The sequence below is a fragment of the Aeoliella sp. genome, from assembly GCF_965227375.1.
Taxonomy (GTDB): Bacteria; Planctomycetota; Planctomycetia; order Pirellulales; family Lacipirellulaceae; genus Aeoliella.
The window spans coordinates 1,009,711-1,025,010 of sequence record NZ_CBDDFX010000001.1 but is presented as its reverse complement, the minus strand read 5'-3'; the positions used below and the strand labels follow the sequence as shown (position 1 = coordinate 1,025,010).

Below are 15,300 nucleotides of genomic sequence, written 5' to 3'. Positions count from 1 at the left end.
GCTACGCGGGCCGTGTCTGCTCGTCGATCCACTTCAGGTACTCTGCGCTGCCGTCGACGATCGGCGTGACGATGATCTCCGGCACGTCGTACGGATGCAGGTCGGCGATCGATTGTTTGACCGCTGCGACCTGTTCAGCAGTAGTCTTCAACTGCAGCACGATCTCCTCGGTGAACTCCACCTTGCCTTGCCAGCGATAGACGCTGCGAATCGGCCCGCCAATCTGCGCACAGGCCACCAGGCGGCGGTCGACCAGGTCGGCCGCTATTCGTTCGGCTACGGAGTGGTCGCCGGTGGTGGTGGTGATGAGGACGTGCTGGTGCATGGGCAAAAGCGGCTGTGGTGACGGGTCGCATCGATTGTACCGAAAAACCGGCTCACTTGGAGTGCTTTGCGATACGAGTCGACGACCACAGCAGGGCTCGCCGCACCGGCGGCGTAGGCTTGTAAATAGCCTTCGCCCGCTCCTCCTATCAGTCTCGCACCATGTCCGGACCACCCCCAACCATCCAGTTGTTCCCGCCTGAAGCGAATGCGTCGCCCACCGACGAACTTTCGCCGGTCCTGCTACCGATCCGCCCGCTGGTCACCGCCCGCGTGCTGCACGTGATCAACGGCGAGCACTATTCCGGCGCCGAGCGGGTGCAGGACTTGCTCGCTATGCGGCTGCCGGACGAAGGGTTCGAGGTCGACTTCGCGGCGGTGAAAGCCGACAGGTTCGGCCAGTACCGCCGATCGACAGTGCGACTGGAAACGGTGCCCATGCGTTCGCGGATCGACTACCGAGCCGTGGGCCAATTGAAGCAACTGGTCCGCCGGCACGGCTACCAGATCCTCCACGCCCACACGCCCCGATCGGCGCTGGTCACGGCCATCACCGCGCGATCGCTTGGCCTGCCGTGGGTGTACCACGTGCATAGTCCCGTGTCGCTCGATTCGAAGAGAGCCTGGCAGGTTCGCATCAATGGCATGGTCGAGCGGTTCTGTTTGCGAACCGCGTCGCGAGTGATCGTGGTCGCTCCGTCGCTTCAGCCCTACATGCTCGAGCGCGGTGTGCTGCAGTCGAGATTGGTGTGCATACCCAATGGTGTGCCGGCCAGCGACGCGAGCCACGCCGCTTCGCAGGGCGACGGTGCTCTGGTGCTCGGCATGGTAGCGCTGTTCCGCCCGCGCAAGGGAACCGAGGTTCTGCTCGAAGCACTCGCCGCGGCCGTCTCCAACGGCCACGACGTAAAGCTGCGAGCCATCGGTGGTTTTGAAACGCCTGAGTACGAGCAACAGATTCGCGATCTGGTGGAAAAGCTATCGCTCGCCGACCGCGTGGAGTTCACCGGCTTTACCAGCGACGTGTCGGGCGAACTGGCGAAGCTCGACGCAATGGTGCTGCCGAGTTTGTTTGGCGAGGGGCTGCCAATGGTGGTGCTGGAAGCCATGGCGGCCGGCGTGCCGGTCATCGCCTCGAACGTGGAAGGTTCGAGTACGGCCATTGAGCATCGCACAAGTGGCATCCTGGTCGAACCGGGTAGCGTGAGCCAATTGGCTGACGCCATCTGCGAGTGCTGTACCGGAGAAGTCGACCTCGCAGAACTGGCCGCCTGCGCAAAAGTTCGCCATCGAGACCACTTTTCGGATGTCACCATGGCTCGCGGAATGGCGGCCGTTTATCGCGAACTACTCGAAGAGTACTCGCACGACTAGTCACGGGGCCTACGAGTCCTCTTCGCGCGACTGCGTCAATAATTGGTAGGTGCGTCGCAGCAGTCGGTTGAGCCCGTCGCCGGTCACCGAAGAGAACAGAAACACCTCCTGACCGGTGTCGGCGGCCAGCTGCTCGGCCACTTCCGCCGCGCCCGGTAGTTCCGATTTGGAGACGGCGACGATCTCCGGCCGCTGCGCCAGGTCCTGCGAGTACTCCTCGAGTTCGCCGCGGATGGCGTGGTAGTTGGCCAGCGGATCGCTTTGATCCATCGGCATCGGTTCTACCAAATGCACCAGCACGCGGGTTCGTTCGACGTGTCGCAGGAACTCGAGCCCCAGCCCTGCGCCGCTGTGGGCGCCCTCGATCAGGCCCGGAATGTCGGCCATCACGAACTCGGTATCCAGGTCGACCTGCACGATGCCCAAGTTGGGCTTCTTTGTAGTGAACGGGTAGTTGGCGATCTCGGGACGCGCCCTCGACACGCGACTCAAGAGCGTGCTCTTGCCCGCGTTCGGCTTGCCCAACAAGCCGACGTCGGCAATCAGCTTCAGCTCGAACACCACATGGCGGTGCTCTCCCTCGTCGCCGGGAGTGAACTCCCGCGGCGCCTGGTTGGTGGAACTCTTGAATCGGGCGTTGCCTTTGCCGCCAGTGCCGCCGCGGGCGGCGACTACCGAGTCGCCCTCCTGCTGCAGGTCGCGCAGCACCAGATCGTGCTTCGAATCGCGAACCAAGGTGCCGGGTGGCACGCGGATCACCAGGTCTTCGGCGTTTGCTCCGTGCCGATTGCTGCCACCGCCGGGCACGCCGCTGCGGGCGCGCCAGTGTTTGCGATGCGCGAGCGCCGCCAGGCTGTCGACTCCCGCTTCGGCCACCACGACAATGCTGCCGCCGTTGCCGCCATCGCCGCCGTCGGGTCCGCCGCGCGGGACGAACTTCTCTCGCCGGAAGCTGACGCAGCCGTCGCCACCTTTGCCGGCTTGTAGTTCGACTTCCACGCGATCGACGAACATGGTGAGCTTTCCGCAGAGGCAAAAAACAAGGGACGCACTGGGCGTCCCTTGCAGTGTATTCGGTTTCAGCGAGTCGGTGGCGTCTAGTTGGCCGACACCACATTCACGCGGCGACCTTCCTGGTCGAACTTCACCTGACCATCGATCAGGGCGAACAGTGTGAAGTCCTTACCCTGTCCCACGCCGGTGCCGGGATGGAACTTGTTGCCGAGCTGTCGGACGATAATGCTGCCGGCGGTGACTTCCTGGCCGCCGAACCGCTTCACGCCGCGGCGTTGAGCGTTGGAATCGCGTCCGTTGCGGCTCGAGCCTTGACCTTTTTTATGTGCCATCGCTTGGGACCTCCACTGCGGAGTAAGACGCCAGCGGCGCGGTACTCCGCACGCCAGCTTCGGTAGTTGTAGGGGACTATCAGAGGGCAGCCGCTGGGGCACCCCTCCGAGCCTGGAAATCCTACCGGAAGGTCCACTGATGAGCAACCCCCTCCTCGACGCCGTATAGCGACGCCTTTCCAGGGGCTACACCGTAGCGGATTTCCCGCTCGCTCTCGAGAAACTCGTCGCCGGGCCGCCAGAAGTTGAGCTGCAGCGTTTTAGCGGCGATATGGCGGCCTTTGCCCGCCGGGTCGCCAGGGCGGAACTCGCCCGGCGTGTCGGCCCAAATGTGGGCGTTGGTCAAACCGCCGACGAAGATCGACAGAAAGTCCATCTCGGGGTCTACCTGCTCCCAGATGGCAACGCCCCAGACGCTGTTGTCCTGCTCTTCGGTGCTCACCTCAATCGGCTTGGCGGCGATCTCCGCGTTGTCCAGCAGCTCGCGCCCTGGCACTTCGCGTTGACGGATGGTCTCGACGACCGACGGAATCACGCGGTCGAGATACGCCTTGTAGATCTTCTGGCCATTGCGGTTGAGGTCCTGACCTTCCAGCACGAAGTGGGGCAGGAACTGCACCGGTTTTGGATCGGCTGGCTCGGCAGTAAAATCGCCGAGCTCGTCTTTCACCGGGCGAATTCGCTCGCCGCGGTTGGCAACGTTGTACACCATGTACCACAACAGTTTACGCTCGACACGACCATCGCGCCCCGGGACGTCGACGGTGATCATTCGCAGCGGCTTAAACGTGAAGTCGAGTCCCCACACTTCGTTTGTGAAGGTGACGTTCTCCGCTTTGCTGAAGAGCGTGCGAGTTTTTGGCACCGTCGCGGGTTGCCAATCGAGCGCCTTGTTCGACGAGATCTCGATCATCGGCTGGTGACTGAAGGTCTCTTCCGGCTGCAGCTCTGGCTCGATGGTTGTCAGCACACCACGAGCGAAAACGCGTGGCTCGCGCGTCGGAGCTTGGCCGAACGTGGATTCGACCACTAACAGCATGGACGTGGCGGTAAGCAGCAGTGCGACGAGGCGGTGCATGGTGGGCGATACTCGGTGCGGGGACGGGCAATGGACGAAGGTGACAAGACCGAGACCGGCCTCTGGCTCGTGGGTGTTCCACTCGCCATTATATTTGCTCGCTGCGCTCTGGGCAAACTTCCCCACCGATAGACGCTGCTAGCCGAATCGACCGTCACAAACGGCAAAAACGGCCTCCCAGCGGCGGCCCGAAATAGAATCGCCCCGAGCCGGGTCGCAACCCAGCTCGGGGCAATGAGAACGGAACACTCGACATCGAATGATCGTCAATCGTCGTCATCGTCGGATTCGGGACGGCCGAAACCGCGGCCCCGCGCACCGGGGGGCCCGAATCCACGGCCGCCGCGACGTGCTTCGCCGCGACTTGGTCGGTCGTCGTCATCGCGGTCCGCTCGAGGACCAGCGGGACGATCGCCATCGCGTGGCGGGCCGCCGAAACCACGCGGACCAGCGGCGCCAGGACCTCGGCCAAAGCTGGGGCCCATGCGACGCATGATGCGTTGCACCACGGCGAACTCTTCTTTGCTCAACGAGCCATCGTCGTCACGATCCAAGCGATCAAACATGGCGTCGGCGCTGGGTGGGCCGCCAGGTCCACCGGCTCGATCACCACGCCCGACTCCGGGAGGACCACCGCGACCAGGACCACGGCCTTCGCCCGGTCCGCCGCGTCGCGCTTCGCCATCCCGTGGTGGGCCTCCGCGACGACCGCGCGCCTCAGGCGCGTCGCCACGTCCGCGACCTCGATCCCCAGGACCACCGCGGCGAGCCTGGCCATCTCGGGCCGGGCCACCAAAGCCGCGGCCGCCACGTCCTTCGCGAGACCCGCGGGCGTTGCGCTCGGGACGGTCACCAGGCTTTGCATCCGCGTCTCTGGGACCGCGTGGACGATCACCATCACGCTCTGCACGAGGACCGCGTGGACGATCGCCATCACGCTCTGCACGTGGGCCGCGTGGACGATCACCGTCACGCTCTGCCCGTGGGCCGCGTGGTCGATCACCATCACGCTCTGCGCGTGGTCCGCGAGGTCGGTCGCCATCGCGAGCTGCGCGTGGGCCGCGCGGTGCATCGCCGTCTCGATTGCCGCGTGCCTCGGCGCGAGCCTTCCATGCCGCCTCTCGCTCTTCGCGACTCAAACGGCCATCGCCATCTTCGTCAAAGCGATCGAGCATTTGTTGCATTCGCTCGGCATTTCGTGGCCCACGTCCTTCGGGGGCCCCGCCGCCTGGTTGAGCCAGCACAGGGCAGGCGATCATCACGCCCAACGGTGCCAGCCAAAGTAGCCGTTTCATCATCTCTCTCCTTGGTGAATTCAGTGGACGCGCGGCTTGTCTTTTAGCATTTCGTCAAGCCGAAAAGACTCGTTTGACTAAGCTCTAGATATTCGCACAACTCGTACGAATCATTGCCAGCCGCTGCCAAGAAGTGCTCGAGCGATCTTGGTCACGAGAGAACAAACCCCACAGAATCGGGCTAGTATCGGCAAGTGCGGAAAAAACGAACGATAGCACTCCCCATTGTCTCCTATCTCCACTCCCCCAACCGGATAGCTAGCTCTAAGATGGGGGCTCTACCATCCCCTGTCAGAACCCCACCCTCCCCGCATGCAGCTACCCTTTGACCTCGATACCTCGCTCTACATGGCCGCCGTACTGGGGCTCGGCATCGCCGCGCAATGGCTTGCCTGGCGACTGAAGATCCCAGCGATCGTGTTGCTGTTATTCCTGGGCTTTGGTTGGGGATACCTGGTTGGCAGCCCCGAGAAGTACATCGACAGTGAGATCCTGTTCCCGGTGGTATCCCTGTCGGTAGGCGTCATCCTGTTCGAAGGCGGACTGAATCTACGCTTCCGGGAGATCCGCGACACATCCAACGTCGTGCTACAGTTGGTTTCCATCGGGCTGCTGACCACCGCGGTACTCACGGCGTTTGCGGCTCACTACTTGGTTAATTTCTCGTGGCCCATGTCGATTCTGTTGGGCGCGCTGCTTACGGTCAGCGGTCCCACGGTCATCCTGCCTCTGTTGCGCCAGGTGCGACCCGAGCGCAAACTCGGCTCGCTGGTGAAGTGGGAAGGCATCATCAACGACCCCATCGGCGCTGTGCTAGCCGCGTTGGTTTACGAGGTGGTCGCCCATCCCATGCCTGACGGCGTGGCCCATGGCACCATGGTCGCCCTGGGATTGACCATCGCCATCGGTTTGGGGCTGGGTCTCCTTTCCGGTTGGCTGGTCCGCGAGATGATGCGGCGGTACCTGGTGCCCGACTATCTGCAGAACCCCGTTGTCCTGGCGATCGTCCTGCTGCTGTTCTCGTTCTCCAACTACCTGCAGCCGGAGTCGGGGCTGGTCACGGTGACCGTACTGGGCATGTACCTGGCCAATCAGCACAACGTGACGATTAAGCACGTCATCGAGTTCAAAGAGAACCTGCGAGTATTGCTGCTGTCGGTATTATTCATTGTGCTGGCTTCCCGCATCCATCCCACGATGGATCAACTGCGCGACATCGGCTGGGGAGGCATCGCCCTGGTGTTGGTGTTGGTGCTGGTGGTCCGCCCGGCTGCCGTGTTCTTGTCCACTTGGGGCAGTGAACTCACGCGCAAGGAGCGGCTGTTCCTCTCGTGGATCCATCCGCGTGGTATCGTCGCCGCGGCCGTCGCCACGCTGTTCACCATCGGCATCAGCCAGGCCCGACCTGAGATGGCTGCGGAGGGAGAGAAATTTGTGTTAGTCACGTTCCTGGTAGTGGTTGGCACGGTGACGATTTACGGTCTTTCTCTCGGCCCCGTGGCGCGGTACTTGGGTTTGTCGCGCGAAAACCCGCAAGGCGTGCTGTTCGCAGGCGCATCGCCGCTAGTGCGCGAGGTCGCCCGCGCGCTGCACAACGAAGGCATCAGCACCCTGTTGGTCGACACCAACCCAGAGAACATTTCCCTGGCCCGGATGGACGGCCTGCCGGTCTGCTACGCGAGCATCGGCAGCGATTTCGTTCACGAGGAAACCGACCTGGGCGACTTCGGACGGCTCTTAGCGATGACGCCCAACGACGAAGTGAACACTTTGGCCGCCAGCGAATTCGCCGAGCAGTTTGGCAGTGCAAACGTTTACCAATGTGCGCCGCACCAGGAGTCCAGCCAACGCCATCAGCGTGTCCCCACCCACTTGCGCGGGCGTATTCTGTTCGACGACGAACTGACCGAAGACAAAATCCGCGAGCGATACAACAAGGGCTTCATTATGAAGAAGACCACGCTCAGCAAGGATTTTACGATCGAGCACTTCCGCGAAAAATACGGCGAGCAATCGATCCTGATGTTCGTCGTGCCACTGGAAGAAAGCCTGAGAGTGATCGCGGCCGACAGCAAATACGAACCCAAAGCCGGCGACAAGCTCATCGCCCTGGTCCCCCCCGAACCTGCGACGAGCAGCGAGTCTCTTTAGCAACAGATTCCCAAGCCCTCGCGACTCCCCGCCGGGATACGTATAATAGGAACTCTACCAGCCTCGCGAAGGCAACAACCTGGTCCGGTAGCTCAGTCGGTTAGAGCAGGGGACTCATAATCCCTTGGTCGGGGGTTCGAGTCCCTCCCGGACTACTAAACAAACGGCAAGTATCACCGAATCTACTAACCAGATTGGTCACCGTTCTCTCTCGTGCTGGCCAATTCGTCGGACTCCTTGCCAATCCACGACCTCTTTCGCTTCTGCAACTCTCCAGCTTGGCTCTGGCATCGATCCACTTCTTCACTTTATCTGCTTGGTTTAGATCGCCCGCTGCCGCAGCAAGTTTCTCAGGGCGTGCGCGGAGGTGTAGTGGTGCGATCTCGAAAGAACGCCTATCCTTGAGGTGAAACCGATCGCGATAACTTCCATACGCAGTACCGATGAGCCCACCAGTCGTGCCAGTTGCCAGCGAACTTCTACAGAAACTTTCGCTCACACAAACAGAGTTCGGCGAAGGGGCGTGCCGTTGTCTGCGCGCTCAGCTGGATCGACTCTGTGCGCGTCGCCCGTTGTTGGTGCGAGATCCGGCAGCTACAGCGGCGACGAATATCGATGACGAACTGACCATTGCTCTGTCGGACAGCGATCCTTGTACAGTGCTCGATGTCGGCACACCGCTCGCCCCGGAGGATGTAGACCGCTATGGGCAGCAATGCCGCGAGGGAAAGATCGATTGTGTGGTCGCGGTCGGCGGTGGTGCGACGCTGGATGCGGCCAAGCTGATCGCGCTTCGCGCTTCAAACGACAGGTCAATGGCGTCGATGGCCGGCGGAGATTACGAGGCGAATTCCATTCCCATCATCGCCGTGCCCACCACCGCTGGCTCAGGCAGCGAAGCCACGCACTTCGCGGTGCTCTTCGTGGACGGAGAAAAACACTCCATAAGTCACGCTAGTCTGCGCCCGACCTTGTCTATCGTTGATCCTACTTTGATTGCCTCGGTGCCTCGGAAGGTGGCGGCGGCTGCGGGGTTGGATGTATTGTGCCAGGCGATCGAATCGCTATGGTCTCGGCGCGGCGACGACAAGTCGCGTTTGTTTGCATCGGAGTCCCTTCGTTTGGTGGTGCCTAATCTGCATCCAGCCGTGATGCAGGGCGACGCGGACGCCCAGGCGGCGCTTTGCCTGGCTTCGCACTTGGCGGGGCAGGCCATCAACCGCAGCACCACGACCATTTGTCATGCACTCTCCTACATGATCACCGCACGGTACCGCGTACCCCACGGAATGGCGGCAGCGGCCACTTTGCCAGCCTCGCTGCTGTTCAACTATCAGCAAGCTTCTGCGCAGGCAGGTGACGCTGAACATTGCTTAAAAGAGCTGTCGTCCGTATTTCAGTGCAGCACGGTCGAAGCCATCGCCCGAGAGCTGGTATTGCTGATTCGCTCGGTCGGAGGAGCCGCGAGCGTGGCGGAGCTTGCACTGCCGGCGGACTACAAAGCGGCAGAGCATGCCAGGAAATTCAATCCCGAGCGGCTGCGAAACAACCCTCGACCTGCTACGCCAGACGATATCGTCGGCATTCTACTCGCCCGATTCGACCACGAAGGTAACGTCGAAGCGTAGGCCCGCTTGTCGATTTCGATTAATCCACATCTCGCAAGGTGACGATATATAGAGTAGCGACCGGTCGCTGCGGCGATTGCTAGCTCCTGTATTCCCCCAGTCACTTCGTTGAGAGGATCTTCGATGCTACGATTCTTCCTGACGGCAATTCTCGCGTCCGTTTGTTGCGTAACGGGAGCTCAACAACCGGCGGCCGAACCTCGGCCGGCCGCTCCGTTTGCACCAAGCAATGCTCGCGTCCAAACAACTCCTTCGCTGTTCCACCATGCCAACCTCGATCAGGCGTGGAGGGCCTCGCAGGCGAGTGGTCGCCCGATGTTCTTATACGTTACCTCGGACAATTGCTTGTACTGCAAGAAGATGCTGCAGGAGACGCTCTCCCACCCGCAGGTCGCAGCCGGCGTGGCGGCGTACGCCGAGCCGGTGACGTTCAACGCTTCGCGTACACCGGAGGTGGCACAGAAGCTTGGAGTGAGAGCCTATCCCACCACGTTGATCATCTCTCCGCAGAACAAGCTGATTGGTCGAGTCGAGGGATTCGTTCCGCCGCAGGAACTCGCGAAACGCATGTGGCCAGTGCTTCAGCAGGCAGAGCAGCAGCGACTTTCGGCGATCGCGGCGGAAACGGCACGTGCCACGCCCACCGCGCCATCCGCACCTGTTAGACCCTATCCAACCACGCGGGCATCAGGCGTGCAGCGGTAGAGCGGTCGACCGCGTCGCGGGGCGCACGCGAGACGCGCGGCCGTGCAATCGACATTGACATGTCGAGAGGAGTCGATACATTGCGTGCCGGAGAGAAACTATGGCCACTTCGAAATCCACTGCCGGCACCACTAAGCGGCGACGGCTGAAGAACCTCGACCTCGAGGAGCTCGGTCAAGCCGCAGACTGCCTGAAGACACTCGCGCACCCGGTGCGCATCCGCATGGTGCAACTGCTGCTTCACGATCGCTACACGGTGGGCGAGTTGGCGGAGGATTGCGGTGTGTTGGAGAACGTGGCCTCGGAGCACCTTCGCTTGATGCAGCGATGCGGGTTCTTCACCAGCGAGCGCGAAGGTCGACGCGTCTATTACCGCGTCGCGGAGCCGCACCTGGAGAACATTCTCGATTGCATCGAGAGCCGCTTTCAGCCAGGCAAGTAGCTTCAATCCTTGTTGTCGAAGTACGACTGCAGGAATCCTGTCACACGGTGCGGGCTGACAATGCCGATGATCTTGCCATCGGACGAGTTGACCACCGGCACGTGGCGAAAGCCATGCACCGCCATCACGGTTAGCACGGCCGACGACGAATCGGAATCGTACACAAACACGGGGTTCGTGGTCATCACGTCGCGCACCGGGCGGTCCTTCATGGTGTCGTATTCGAGCGCCACCTTGTCCAGCGCGTCGCGATCGGAGAACACGCCTACCAGTTTCTGGTCTTCTTCAACCAGCAAGCAAGCGATCTGAAGCCCCGCCAGTTGGTTGATGGCTTCGTGTATCGGCGCATCGGGCGCAATACCTGAATACGGAGTCGCCTGGATGGCGGAAACGGGTTGCGTGGCGAGCGCTTCTTCCAGCGGGTCGTCGTATTGTTTGGGATCGTAGTTTTCCAGCGGATCCTGAAACTCGTCGGAGTGGTGTCTGGGCGACATGCTTAGGCTCCTTCTCTCTCGGCCGGGGGCGGGCTTCCCACACGCTGCACCATGATCTGCTGTGGGAAATGTTCAGACACGTACTCCATCAAGCCTTTCTGCCCGGTGAGACCAATGACTTTGCCATCCTCGTCCAACACCCCGATGAACCGGACGTTCTTCATTTGCATCGCCTCGAGTACCAGGGCAATCGTGTCGGTATCGCGAACGCACGGCCATGGATTGGCCATGTGCTTGCTGACCGGATCGTCCACCTGTGTGGGATCGTCGGCCAGCAACTGGGTGAGCATGCTCTCGGCAAACAGTCCAAGCGGTTTTTGATCGTCGTCGACGACAATCACGCATCCCAGATGCTTCTCTCGCATCCGCTCCACCGCAGCGCGAATGCTATCGGTTGGACCACATAGCGGTGGCTGGCGAAGTTCGAGCCGGCTGACCGGCTCGTCGGTCATGTTCTGGTGAAGTCCCATATCACTTCCTGTTTCGAGGTATCCACATCCGCGAATTGCGCAGGTGTGCTCAGTTGACGAGTGTGGGGAGTATTGCGAACCGCGTACCGACCGCCTGCTGCTAGCTCGCAATCGGTCGTCCCGCTTGCTCCAAACTACCAAGCAGCCAGGGATTGGCAAGCAGCGGCGACTCTAGAGGGTGCATGTTCTTCACTCCCACGCAGCCAATTGGTGTGCGCTTCGAGGCACAGGTGTGCTGTTCTGAACGGCACCGCGTAGTCGTTTGTGCGGAACCGCACATTGGGCGGCCGCCAGCAGTCCCTGAAGTGTGCACTTAAGGCAACTTTATTCATCCACTTTCTGGCACGTGAAATGCTTAGCGTTACCGCCATTGCTCTTTCTAGTCTTACATTCCTGGCGAACTCTATATCAGGAGGAATTAAAATGGGACGCGAGATCGTCGTTCTCAGCGGGGTACGCACCGCTATTGGCGGTTATGGTGGCAGCCTCAAAGACACACCTCCTTCAGAACTTGGTGCGGTTTGTGTGAAGGAAGCCGTTAAGCGATCCGGCATCGATCCGCTCGATGTTGGTCATGTTGTGTTCGGCAACATCATTCACACCGACGTCCACGACCACTACCTAGCTCGGGTGGCGGCAGTCAACGGCGGAGTGCCTTACGAAGCACCTGCTTTGACCCTCAACCGCCTGTGCGGCAGCGGTCTGCAGGCAATCATCACCGCCGCACAGACCATCATGCTGGGCGACGCTGAAGTGACCGTCGCTGGCGGAGCGGAAAACATGAGCCGCTCGCCCTACTTCTCACCGGCCATGCGGTTTGGTGCACGGATGAACGACACCACCATGGTGGACGCCATGGTCGGCGCGTTGTCCGATCCGTTCGACAACTGCCACATGGGCGTAACCGCCGAGAACGTTGCCAAGAAGTACGGCATCTCGCGCGAGGATCAGGACGCCTTGGCGGTGGAGAGCCATCGCCGCGCAGGCGAGGCGATCGACCATGGTTACTTCAAGGCCCAGATCACGCCCGTAATGATCAAGGCGAAGCGCGAGACGGTGCCATTCGAGGTAGACGAAACCGTGCGTCACGGAGTGACGGTCGAGAAACTGGGGCGACTGCCCACGGTGTTCGATCCCGAAGGATCCGTCACTCCGGGCAATGCCTCGAGTATTAACGACGCCGCAGCAGCGGTGGTGCTCACCGACAAGGAGTACGCCGACACTCACGGCCTGAAGCCGATTGGACGGCTGATCGACTACGCGTACGCCGGGGTCGATCCGAAGTACATGGGCATCGGCCCGGTGCCGGCTGTCCGCAAGCTGTTGGAGAAGACCGGCTTCGGCTACGACGACATCGACGTATTCGAGATCAACGAAGCCTTCGCGGCGCAAGCGCTGGCCGTGGTCCGCGAGTTGGACCTGCCGATGGATCGGACCAACCCGAATGGCAGTGGCATTTCGCTGGGACATCCCATCGGAGCCACCGGCGCCATCTTGGCCATCAAGGCGTTGTACGAGTTGAATCGCACCGGCGGCAAGCGTGCCTTGGTGTCGATGTGCATCGGCGGTGGCCAGGGAATCGCAGCCATCTTCGAGCACGCTTAGTAGTCACTCGCAGCCGCAGACGCCGTGCAGTGTGGACCGCGTCTGCGGCAAGAGATGCATAAACCACACCACTAATCAGAACGGTTTCGTATAGGAGATTGGCCATGGGTAGGGTCGACGGAAGAACAGCGCTGGTGACCGGCGCTTCGCGTGGCATTGGGCGGGCGATTGCGTTGGAGCTTGCTCGCGAAGGCGCCAAGGTTGCCATCAATTACTCGAGCAACGAGCAAAAGGCCCAGGAAGTGGCAGACGAAATCGCAGCCATGGGCGGCGAGTGCATGCTGGTGCAAGCCAACATTGGCAACTCGCAGGAAGCTCGCGGCATGGTGCAGAAAGTTGCCGACCAATTCGGACATCTGGACATACTGGTCAACAACGCAGGCATCACTCGCGACAGTTTGCTGCCGCGAATGACCGATGAGCAGTGGGTAGAAGTGGTATCAACCAACCTTAACGGTTGTTTCTTCTGCACGTCGGCAGCCATACCGATTATGACCAATCAAAGTTATGGACGGATCGTCAACGTCAGCTCCATGAACGGCCAGGTGCCCGCCATGGGACAGGCGAATTATAGCGCTAGTAAGGGCGGCATTATTGCCTTTACCCGCACGGCTGCTGCAGAGTTGGTCCGCTGCGGAATCACGGTGAACTGCATCGCTCCGGGTTACACCGAAACCGATATGTTTGCAGCCGTTCCCGATGTGATTCAAGCACAAATCAAAGCTAAAATACCAATGGGGCGCTACGCTCACCCGGAGGAAATCGCCAAGGCCGCCCTGTTCCTGGTGGCCGACGGCGACTACATCACCGGGCAGCAGATTAACGTCAACGGCGGCGCCTACATGTAATCGTGAATTCTGTCGAAAGAGACCGACCATGAGTTCCAACAACGAAGCTTTTAATCCGTTTGATCCCACTGGCATGTTTAAGGACGTGCGCAACGCCGGCATGGATGCGTGGGCCAAGGTGATGGTCGATGTGGTCAACACCGATGCCTACGCGGATGCCAGTGGGGCCATGCTCGACGCCTGGCTTACCAGCTCGGGCCCCTTCCGCAAGGTGCTCGACGACGCCATGACCAACACGCTCGCGAGTCTGAATTTACCGTCTCGCGACGATGTCACGCGACTGGCCGAACGGATCACGAACATCGAGATGCGACTGGACGACATGGACGCCAAACTGGACGAAGTGCTGTCCGCTTGTCGCAACTCTGGCAACTAACCCAACGAAGAGGATACGTCATGAACACGACCACCGACGACCCGGCGGCTGGTACCGCTGCGCCGACGTTCTTCGACGTCTGCAACCTGTGGCACGAACAGATGGAGCGCGCGCAAAAGTTCAATCGCTTCCTGACCACCGACGCCAAGATCGCGCAAACTCCCAGGGAACTGGTCTGGACACTCAACAAGGCGAAGCTTTACCACTACATCCCCACCGTACCGGAGTCGCAACGCAAAAGAGTGCCGCTGTTGATGGTGTTCGCCATCATGAACCGGCCGCACGTACTCGACCTGCGCCCTGGGCATAGCTTCGTGGAGTATATGCTGGAGAAAGGGTACGAGCTGTACTTGCTGGATTGGGGTGCTCCCGGTCCCGAGGACAAGAACTTGAAGTTCGACGACTACGCGCTGGAGTACCTGCCACGCGTCGTGCGCAAGCTCAAATCGCAATCCGGCTGCGACGAGTTCAGCATGCTCGGTTGGTGCCTGGGTGCACTGATCTCCACGCTATACTCTTCACTGCGACCCGACGATGGCTTGAAGAACCTGATACTCCTGACCGCGCCGCTCGATTTCTCTGAGCGCACTGAAGGAGCCTTCACACGTTGGACCAAGAGCGAACGATTCAACCCCGACACGATCGTGCAGAAGCTCGGCAACGTGCCTGGGGAGATGATCGACAGTGGCGCTAAGATGCTCAAGCCGGTGGAAAACTACATCGGCAGCTACGTGATGCTGTGGGACAACATCGATAACCCCTCGGCCACCGAGGCGTGGCATGCGATGAACACTTGGGTTCGCGACATCATCCCCATGTCGGGTGCGGCCTATCAGCAGTTGATCAGCGAGTTCTACAAGGAGAACCGGTTGATCGAAGGCACCCTGAAGATTCGTGGGGAGCAGGTGGACCTCAGCCAGCTGCGAGCGAGTCTGCTGAATGTCATCGCCGAGTCCGACCACATCACTCCGCCGTGCCAGTCGGAGGGAATCATGGACAAGGTTGGCAGCGAGGACAAAGAAGTGTTCCGTGTCCGTGGTGGGCATATTGGAATCATGGCAGGGCGTGGCGCCGAGAAGAATACTTGGCCCCACATCGAAGCGTGGCTAGCCAATCGATCCGAATGAGAATTCGATCTTGCGTATTGAACGTCATCGAGTTTAA

At 60.8% G+C, this 15,300-nt stretch carries 17 protein-coding genes, 1 tRNA gene and 1 pseudogene; 10 read left to right on the top strand and 9 right to left on the bottom strand.

Features of this window, described 5'->3' with window-relative positions:
• Nucleotide 1 precedes the first annotated feature (1 nt).
• Nucleotides 2-325 carry a divalent-cation tolerance protein CutA gene (cutA, locus tag ACQK2L_RS04150; RefSeq protein WP_425395668.1) on the bottom strand — a complete coding sequence of 108 codons (324 nt, stop codon included), beginning with the start codon at nt 323-325 and terminating at the stop codon, nt 2-4.
• A gap of 161 nt (nt 326-486) precedes the next feature.
• Here cutA and ACQK2L_RS04145 point away from each other — a divergent pair, with 161 nt between their 5' ends.
• Nucleotides 487-1,698: a glycosyltransferase gene (locus ACQK2L_RS04145; RefSeq protein WP_425395667.1), complete on the top strand. Its 1,212-nt coding sequence runs from the start codon at nt 487-489 to the stop codon at nt 1,696-1,698.
• A 9-nt stretch (nt 1,699-1,707) separates the two neighbouring features.
• Here ACQK2L_RS04145 and obgE read toward each other — a convergent pair whose 3' ends face one another.
• The 6 genes and pseudogenes from obgE to ACQK2L_RS04115 all read right to left on the bottom strand — a co-directional run.
• The gene (obgE, locus tag ACQK2L_RS04140) at nt 1,708-2,712 is read right to left on the bottom strand and encodes a GTPase ObgE (protein ID WP_425395666.1); all 1,005 of its coding nucleotides are present in this window, start codon (nt 2,710-2,712) and stop codon (nt 1,708-1,710) included.
• Nucleotides 2,713-2,795: 83 nt separating this feature from the next.
• Nucleotides 2,796-3,044, bottom strand: a complete 249-nt coding sequence (gene rpmA / locus ACQK2L_RS04135; RefSeq protein WP_425395665.1) for a 50S ribosomal protein L27 — start codon at nt 3,042-3,044, stop codon at nt 2,796-2,798.
• Between the two features lie 121 nt (nt 3,045-3,165).
• On the bottom strand, nt 3,166-4,122 hold the full coding sequence (locus tag ACQK2L_RS04130; RefSeq protein ID WP_425395664.1) for a hypothetical protein: 957 nt from the start codon (nt 4,120-4,122) through the stop codon (nt 3,166-3,168).
• 266 nt (nt 4,123-4,388) lie between these two features.
• On the bottom strand, nt 4,389-4,688 hold the full coding sequence (locus ACQK2L_RS04125; protein ID WP_425397413.1) for a hypothetical protein: 300 nt from the start codon (nt 4,686-4,688) through the stop codon (nt 4,389-4,391).
• Nucleotides 4,649-5,194 (bottom strand): hypothetical protein, encoded by a 546-nt coding sequence (locus tag ACQK2L_RS04120; protein WP_425397440.1) that lies wholly within the window; start codon nt 5,192-5,194, stop codon nt 4,649-4,651. Before ACQK2L_RS04120 ends, ACQK2L_RS04125 begins: the two co-directional genes overlap by 40 nt.
• A 52-nt stretch (nt 5,195-5,246) precedes the next feature.
• Nucleotides 5,247-5,306, bottom strand: a pseudogene (locus ACQK2L_RS04115) (hypothetical protein); the annotation flags it as partial.
• A 423-nt stretch (nt 5,307-5,729) separates the two neighbouring features.
• Here ACQK2L_RS04115 and ACQK2L_RS04110 point away from each other — a divergent pair.
• The 5 genes from ACQK2L_RS04110 (at nt 5,730) to ACQK2L_RS04090 (ending at nt 10,343) form a co-directional block, all read left to right on the top strand.
• On the top strand, nt 5,730-7,568 hold the full coding sequence (locus ACQK2L_RS04110) for a cation:proton antiporter (protein WP_425395663.1): 1,839 nt from the start codon (nt 5,730-5,732) through the stop codon (nt 7,566-7,568).
• A gap of 81 nt (nt 7,569-7,649) precedes the next feature.
• Nucleotides 7,650-7,723, top strand: a tRNA-Ile gene (locus tag ACQK2L_RS04105).
• 288 nt (nt 7,724-8,011) lie between these two features.
• Nucleotides 8,012-9,196: an iron-containing alcohol dehydrogenase gene (locus ACQK2L_RS04100; RefSeq protein ID WP_425395662.1), complete on the top strand. Its 1,185-nt coding sequence runs from the start codon at nt 8,012-8,014 to the stop codon at nt 9,194-9,196.
• A gap of 123 nt (nt 9,197-9,319) precedes the next feature.
• Nucleotides 9,320-9,901: a thioredoxin family protein gene (locus ACQK2L_RS04095; RefSeq protein ID WP_425395661.1), complete on the top strand. Its 582-nt coding sequence runs from the start codon at nt 9,320-9,322 to the stop codon at nt 9,899-9,901.
• A gap of 100 nt (nt 9,902-10,001) precedes the next feature.
• Complete coding sequence (locus ACQK2L_RS04090) at nt 10,002-10,343, top strand: ArsR/SmtB family transcription factor (RefSeq protein ID WP_425395660.1); 342 nt, start codon at nt 10,002-10,004, stop codon at nt 10,341-10,343.
• Nucleotides 10,344-10,345: 2 nt separating this feature from the next.
• Here the strand turns inward: ACQK2L_RS04090 and ACQK2L_RS04085 are convergent, their stop codons facing one another.
• Entirely contained in the window at nt 10,346-10,837 is a 492-nt protein-coding gene (locus ACQK2L_RS04085; protein WP_425395659.1) for a CBS domain-containing protein, read from the bottom strand.
• A 2-nt stretch (nt 10,838-10,839) separates the two neighbouring features.
• Entirely contained in the window at nt 10,840-11,307 is a 468-nt protein-coding gene (locus ACQK2L_RS04080) for a CBS domain-containing protein (protein ID WP_425395658.1), read from the bottom strand.
• A 423-nt stretch (nt 11,308-11,730) separates the two neighbouring features.
• Between ACQK2L_RS04080 and ACQK2L_RS04075 the strand changes: the two genes are divergently transcribed.
• The 4 genes from ACQK2L_RS04075 (at nt 11,731) to ACQK2L_RS04060 (ending at nt 15,263) form a co-directional block, all read left to right on the top strand.
• Nucleotides 11,731-12,912, top strand: a complete 1,182-nt coding sequence (locus ACQK2L_RS04075) for an acetyl-CoA C-acyltransferase family protein (protein ID WP_425395657.1) — start codon at nt 11,731-11,733, stop codon at nt 12,910-12,912.
• A 104-nt stretch (nt 12,913-13,016) separates the two neighbouring features.
• Nucleotides 13,017-13,760 (top strand): 3-oxoacyl-ACP reductase family protein, encoded by a 744-nt coding sequence (locus tag ACQK2L_RS04070; protein WP_425395656.1) that lies wholly within the window; start codon nt 13,017-13,019, stop codon nt 13,758-13,760.
• 28 nt (nt 13,761-13,788) lie between these two features.
• A complete protein-coding gene (locus ACQK2L_RS04065; protein WP_425395655.1) occupies nt 13,789-14,136 on the top strand; it encodes a hypothetical protein in 348 nt (115 codons plus the stop codon).
• Nucleotides 14,137-14,156: 20 nt separating this feature from the next.
• Nucleotides 14,157-15,263 (top strand): alpha/beta fold hydrolase, encoded by a 1,107-nt coding sequence (locus tag ACQK2L_RS04060; RefSeq protein ID WP_425395654.1) that lies wholly within the window; start codon nt 14,157-14,159, stop codon nt 15,261-15,263.
• Nucleotides 15,264-15,300: the final 37 nt, after the last annotated feature.

Bases quoted from the DNA above. Each gene is read 5' to 3' on its own strand.
- ACQK2L_RS04125 (WP_425397413.1), bottom strand. From the start codon at position 4,688: ATGTTTGATCGCTTGGATCGTGACGACGATGGCTCGTTGAGCAAAGAA.
- cutA (WP_425395668.1), bottom strand. From the start codon at position 325: ATGCACCAGCACGTCCTCATCACCACCACCACCGGCGACCACTCCGTA.
- ACQK2L_RS04085 (WP_425395659.1), bottom strand. From the start codon at position 10,837: ATGTCGCCCAGACACCACTCCGACGAGTTTCAGGATCCGCTGGAAAAC.
- ACQK2L_RS04110 (WP_425395663.1), top strand. From the start codon at position 5,730: ATGCAGCTACCCTTTGACCTCGATACCTCGCTCTACATGGCCGCCGTA.
- ACQK2L_RS04100 (WP_425395662.1), top strand. From the start codon at position 8,012: ATGAGCCCACCAGTCGTGCCAGTTGCCAGCGAACTTCTACAGAAACTT.
- ACQK2L_RS04065 (WP_425395655.1), top strand. From the start codon at position 13,789: ATGAGTTCCAACAACGAAGCTTTTAATCCGTTTGATCCCACTGGCATG.
- ACQK2L_RS04130 (WP_425395664.1), bottom strand. From the start codon at position 4,122: ATGCACCGCCTCGTCGCACTGCTGCTTACCGCCACGTCCATGCTGTTA.
- ACQK2L_RS04060 (WP_425395654.1), top strand. From the start codon at position 14,157: ATGAACACGACCACCGACGACCCGGCGGCTGGTACCGCTGCGCCGACG.
- ACQK2L_RS04095 (WP_425395661.1), top strand. From the start codon at position 9,320: ATGCTACGATTCTTCCTGACGGCAATTCTCGCGTCCGTTTGTTGCGTA.
- ACQK2L_RS04075 (WP_425395657.1), top strand. From the start codon at position 11,731: ATGGGACGCGAGATCGTCGTTCTCAGCGGGGTACGCACCGCTATTGGC.
- ACQK2L_RS04145 (WP_425395667.1), top strand. From the start codon at position 487: ATGTCCGGACCACCCCCAACCATCCAGTTGTTCCCGCCTGAAGCGAAT.
- ACQK2L_RS04120 (WP_425397440.1), bottom strand. From the start codon at position 5,194: ATGCACCGCGCGGCCCACGCGCAGCTCGCGATGGCGACCGACCTCGCG.
- rpmA (WP_425395665.1), bottom strand. From the start codon at position 3,044: ATGGCACATAAAAAAGGTCAAGGCTCGAGCCGCAACGGACGCGATTCC.
- ACQK2L_RS04090 (WP_425395660.1), top strand. From the start codon at position 10,002: ATGGCCACTTCGAAATCCACTGCCGGCACCACTAAGCGGCGACGGCTG.
- ACQK2L_RS04080 (WP_425395658.1), bottom strand. From the start codon at position 11,307: ATGGGACTTCACCAGAACATGACCGACGAGCCGGTCAGCCGGCTCGAA.
- ACQK2L_RS04070 (WP_425395656.1), top strand. From the start codon at position 13,017: ATGGGTAGGGTCGACGGAAGAACAGCGCTGGTGACCGGCGCTTCGCGT.
- obgE (WP_425395666.1), bottom strand. From the start codon at position 2,712: ATGTTCGTCGATCGCGTGGAAGTCGAACTACAAGCCGGCAAAGGTGGC.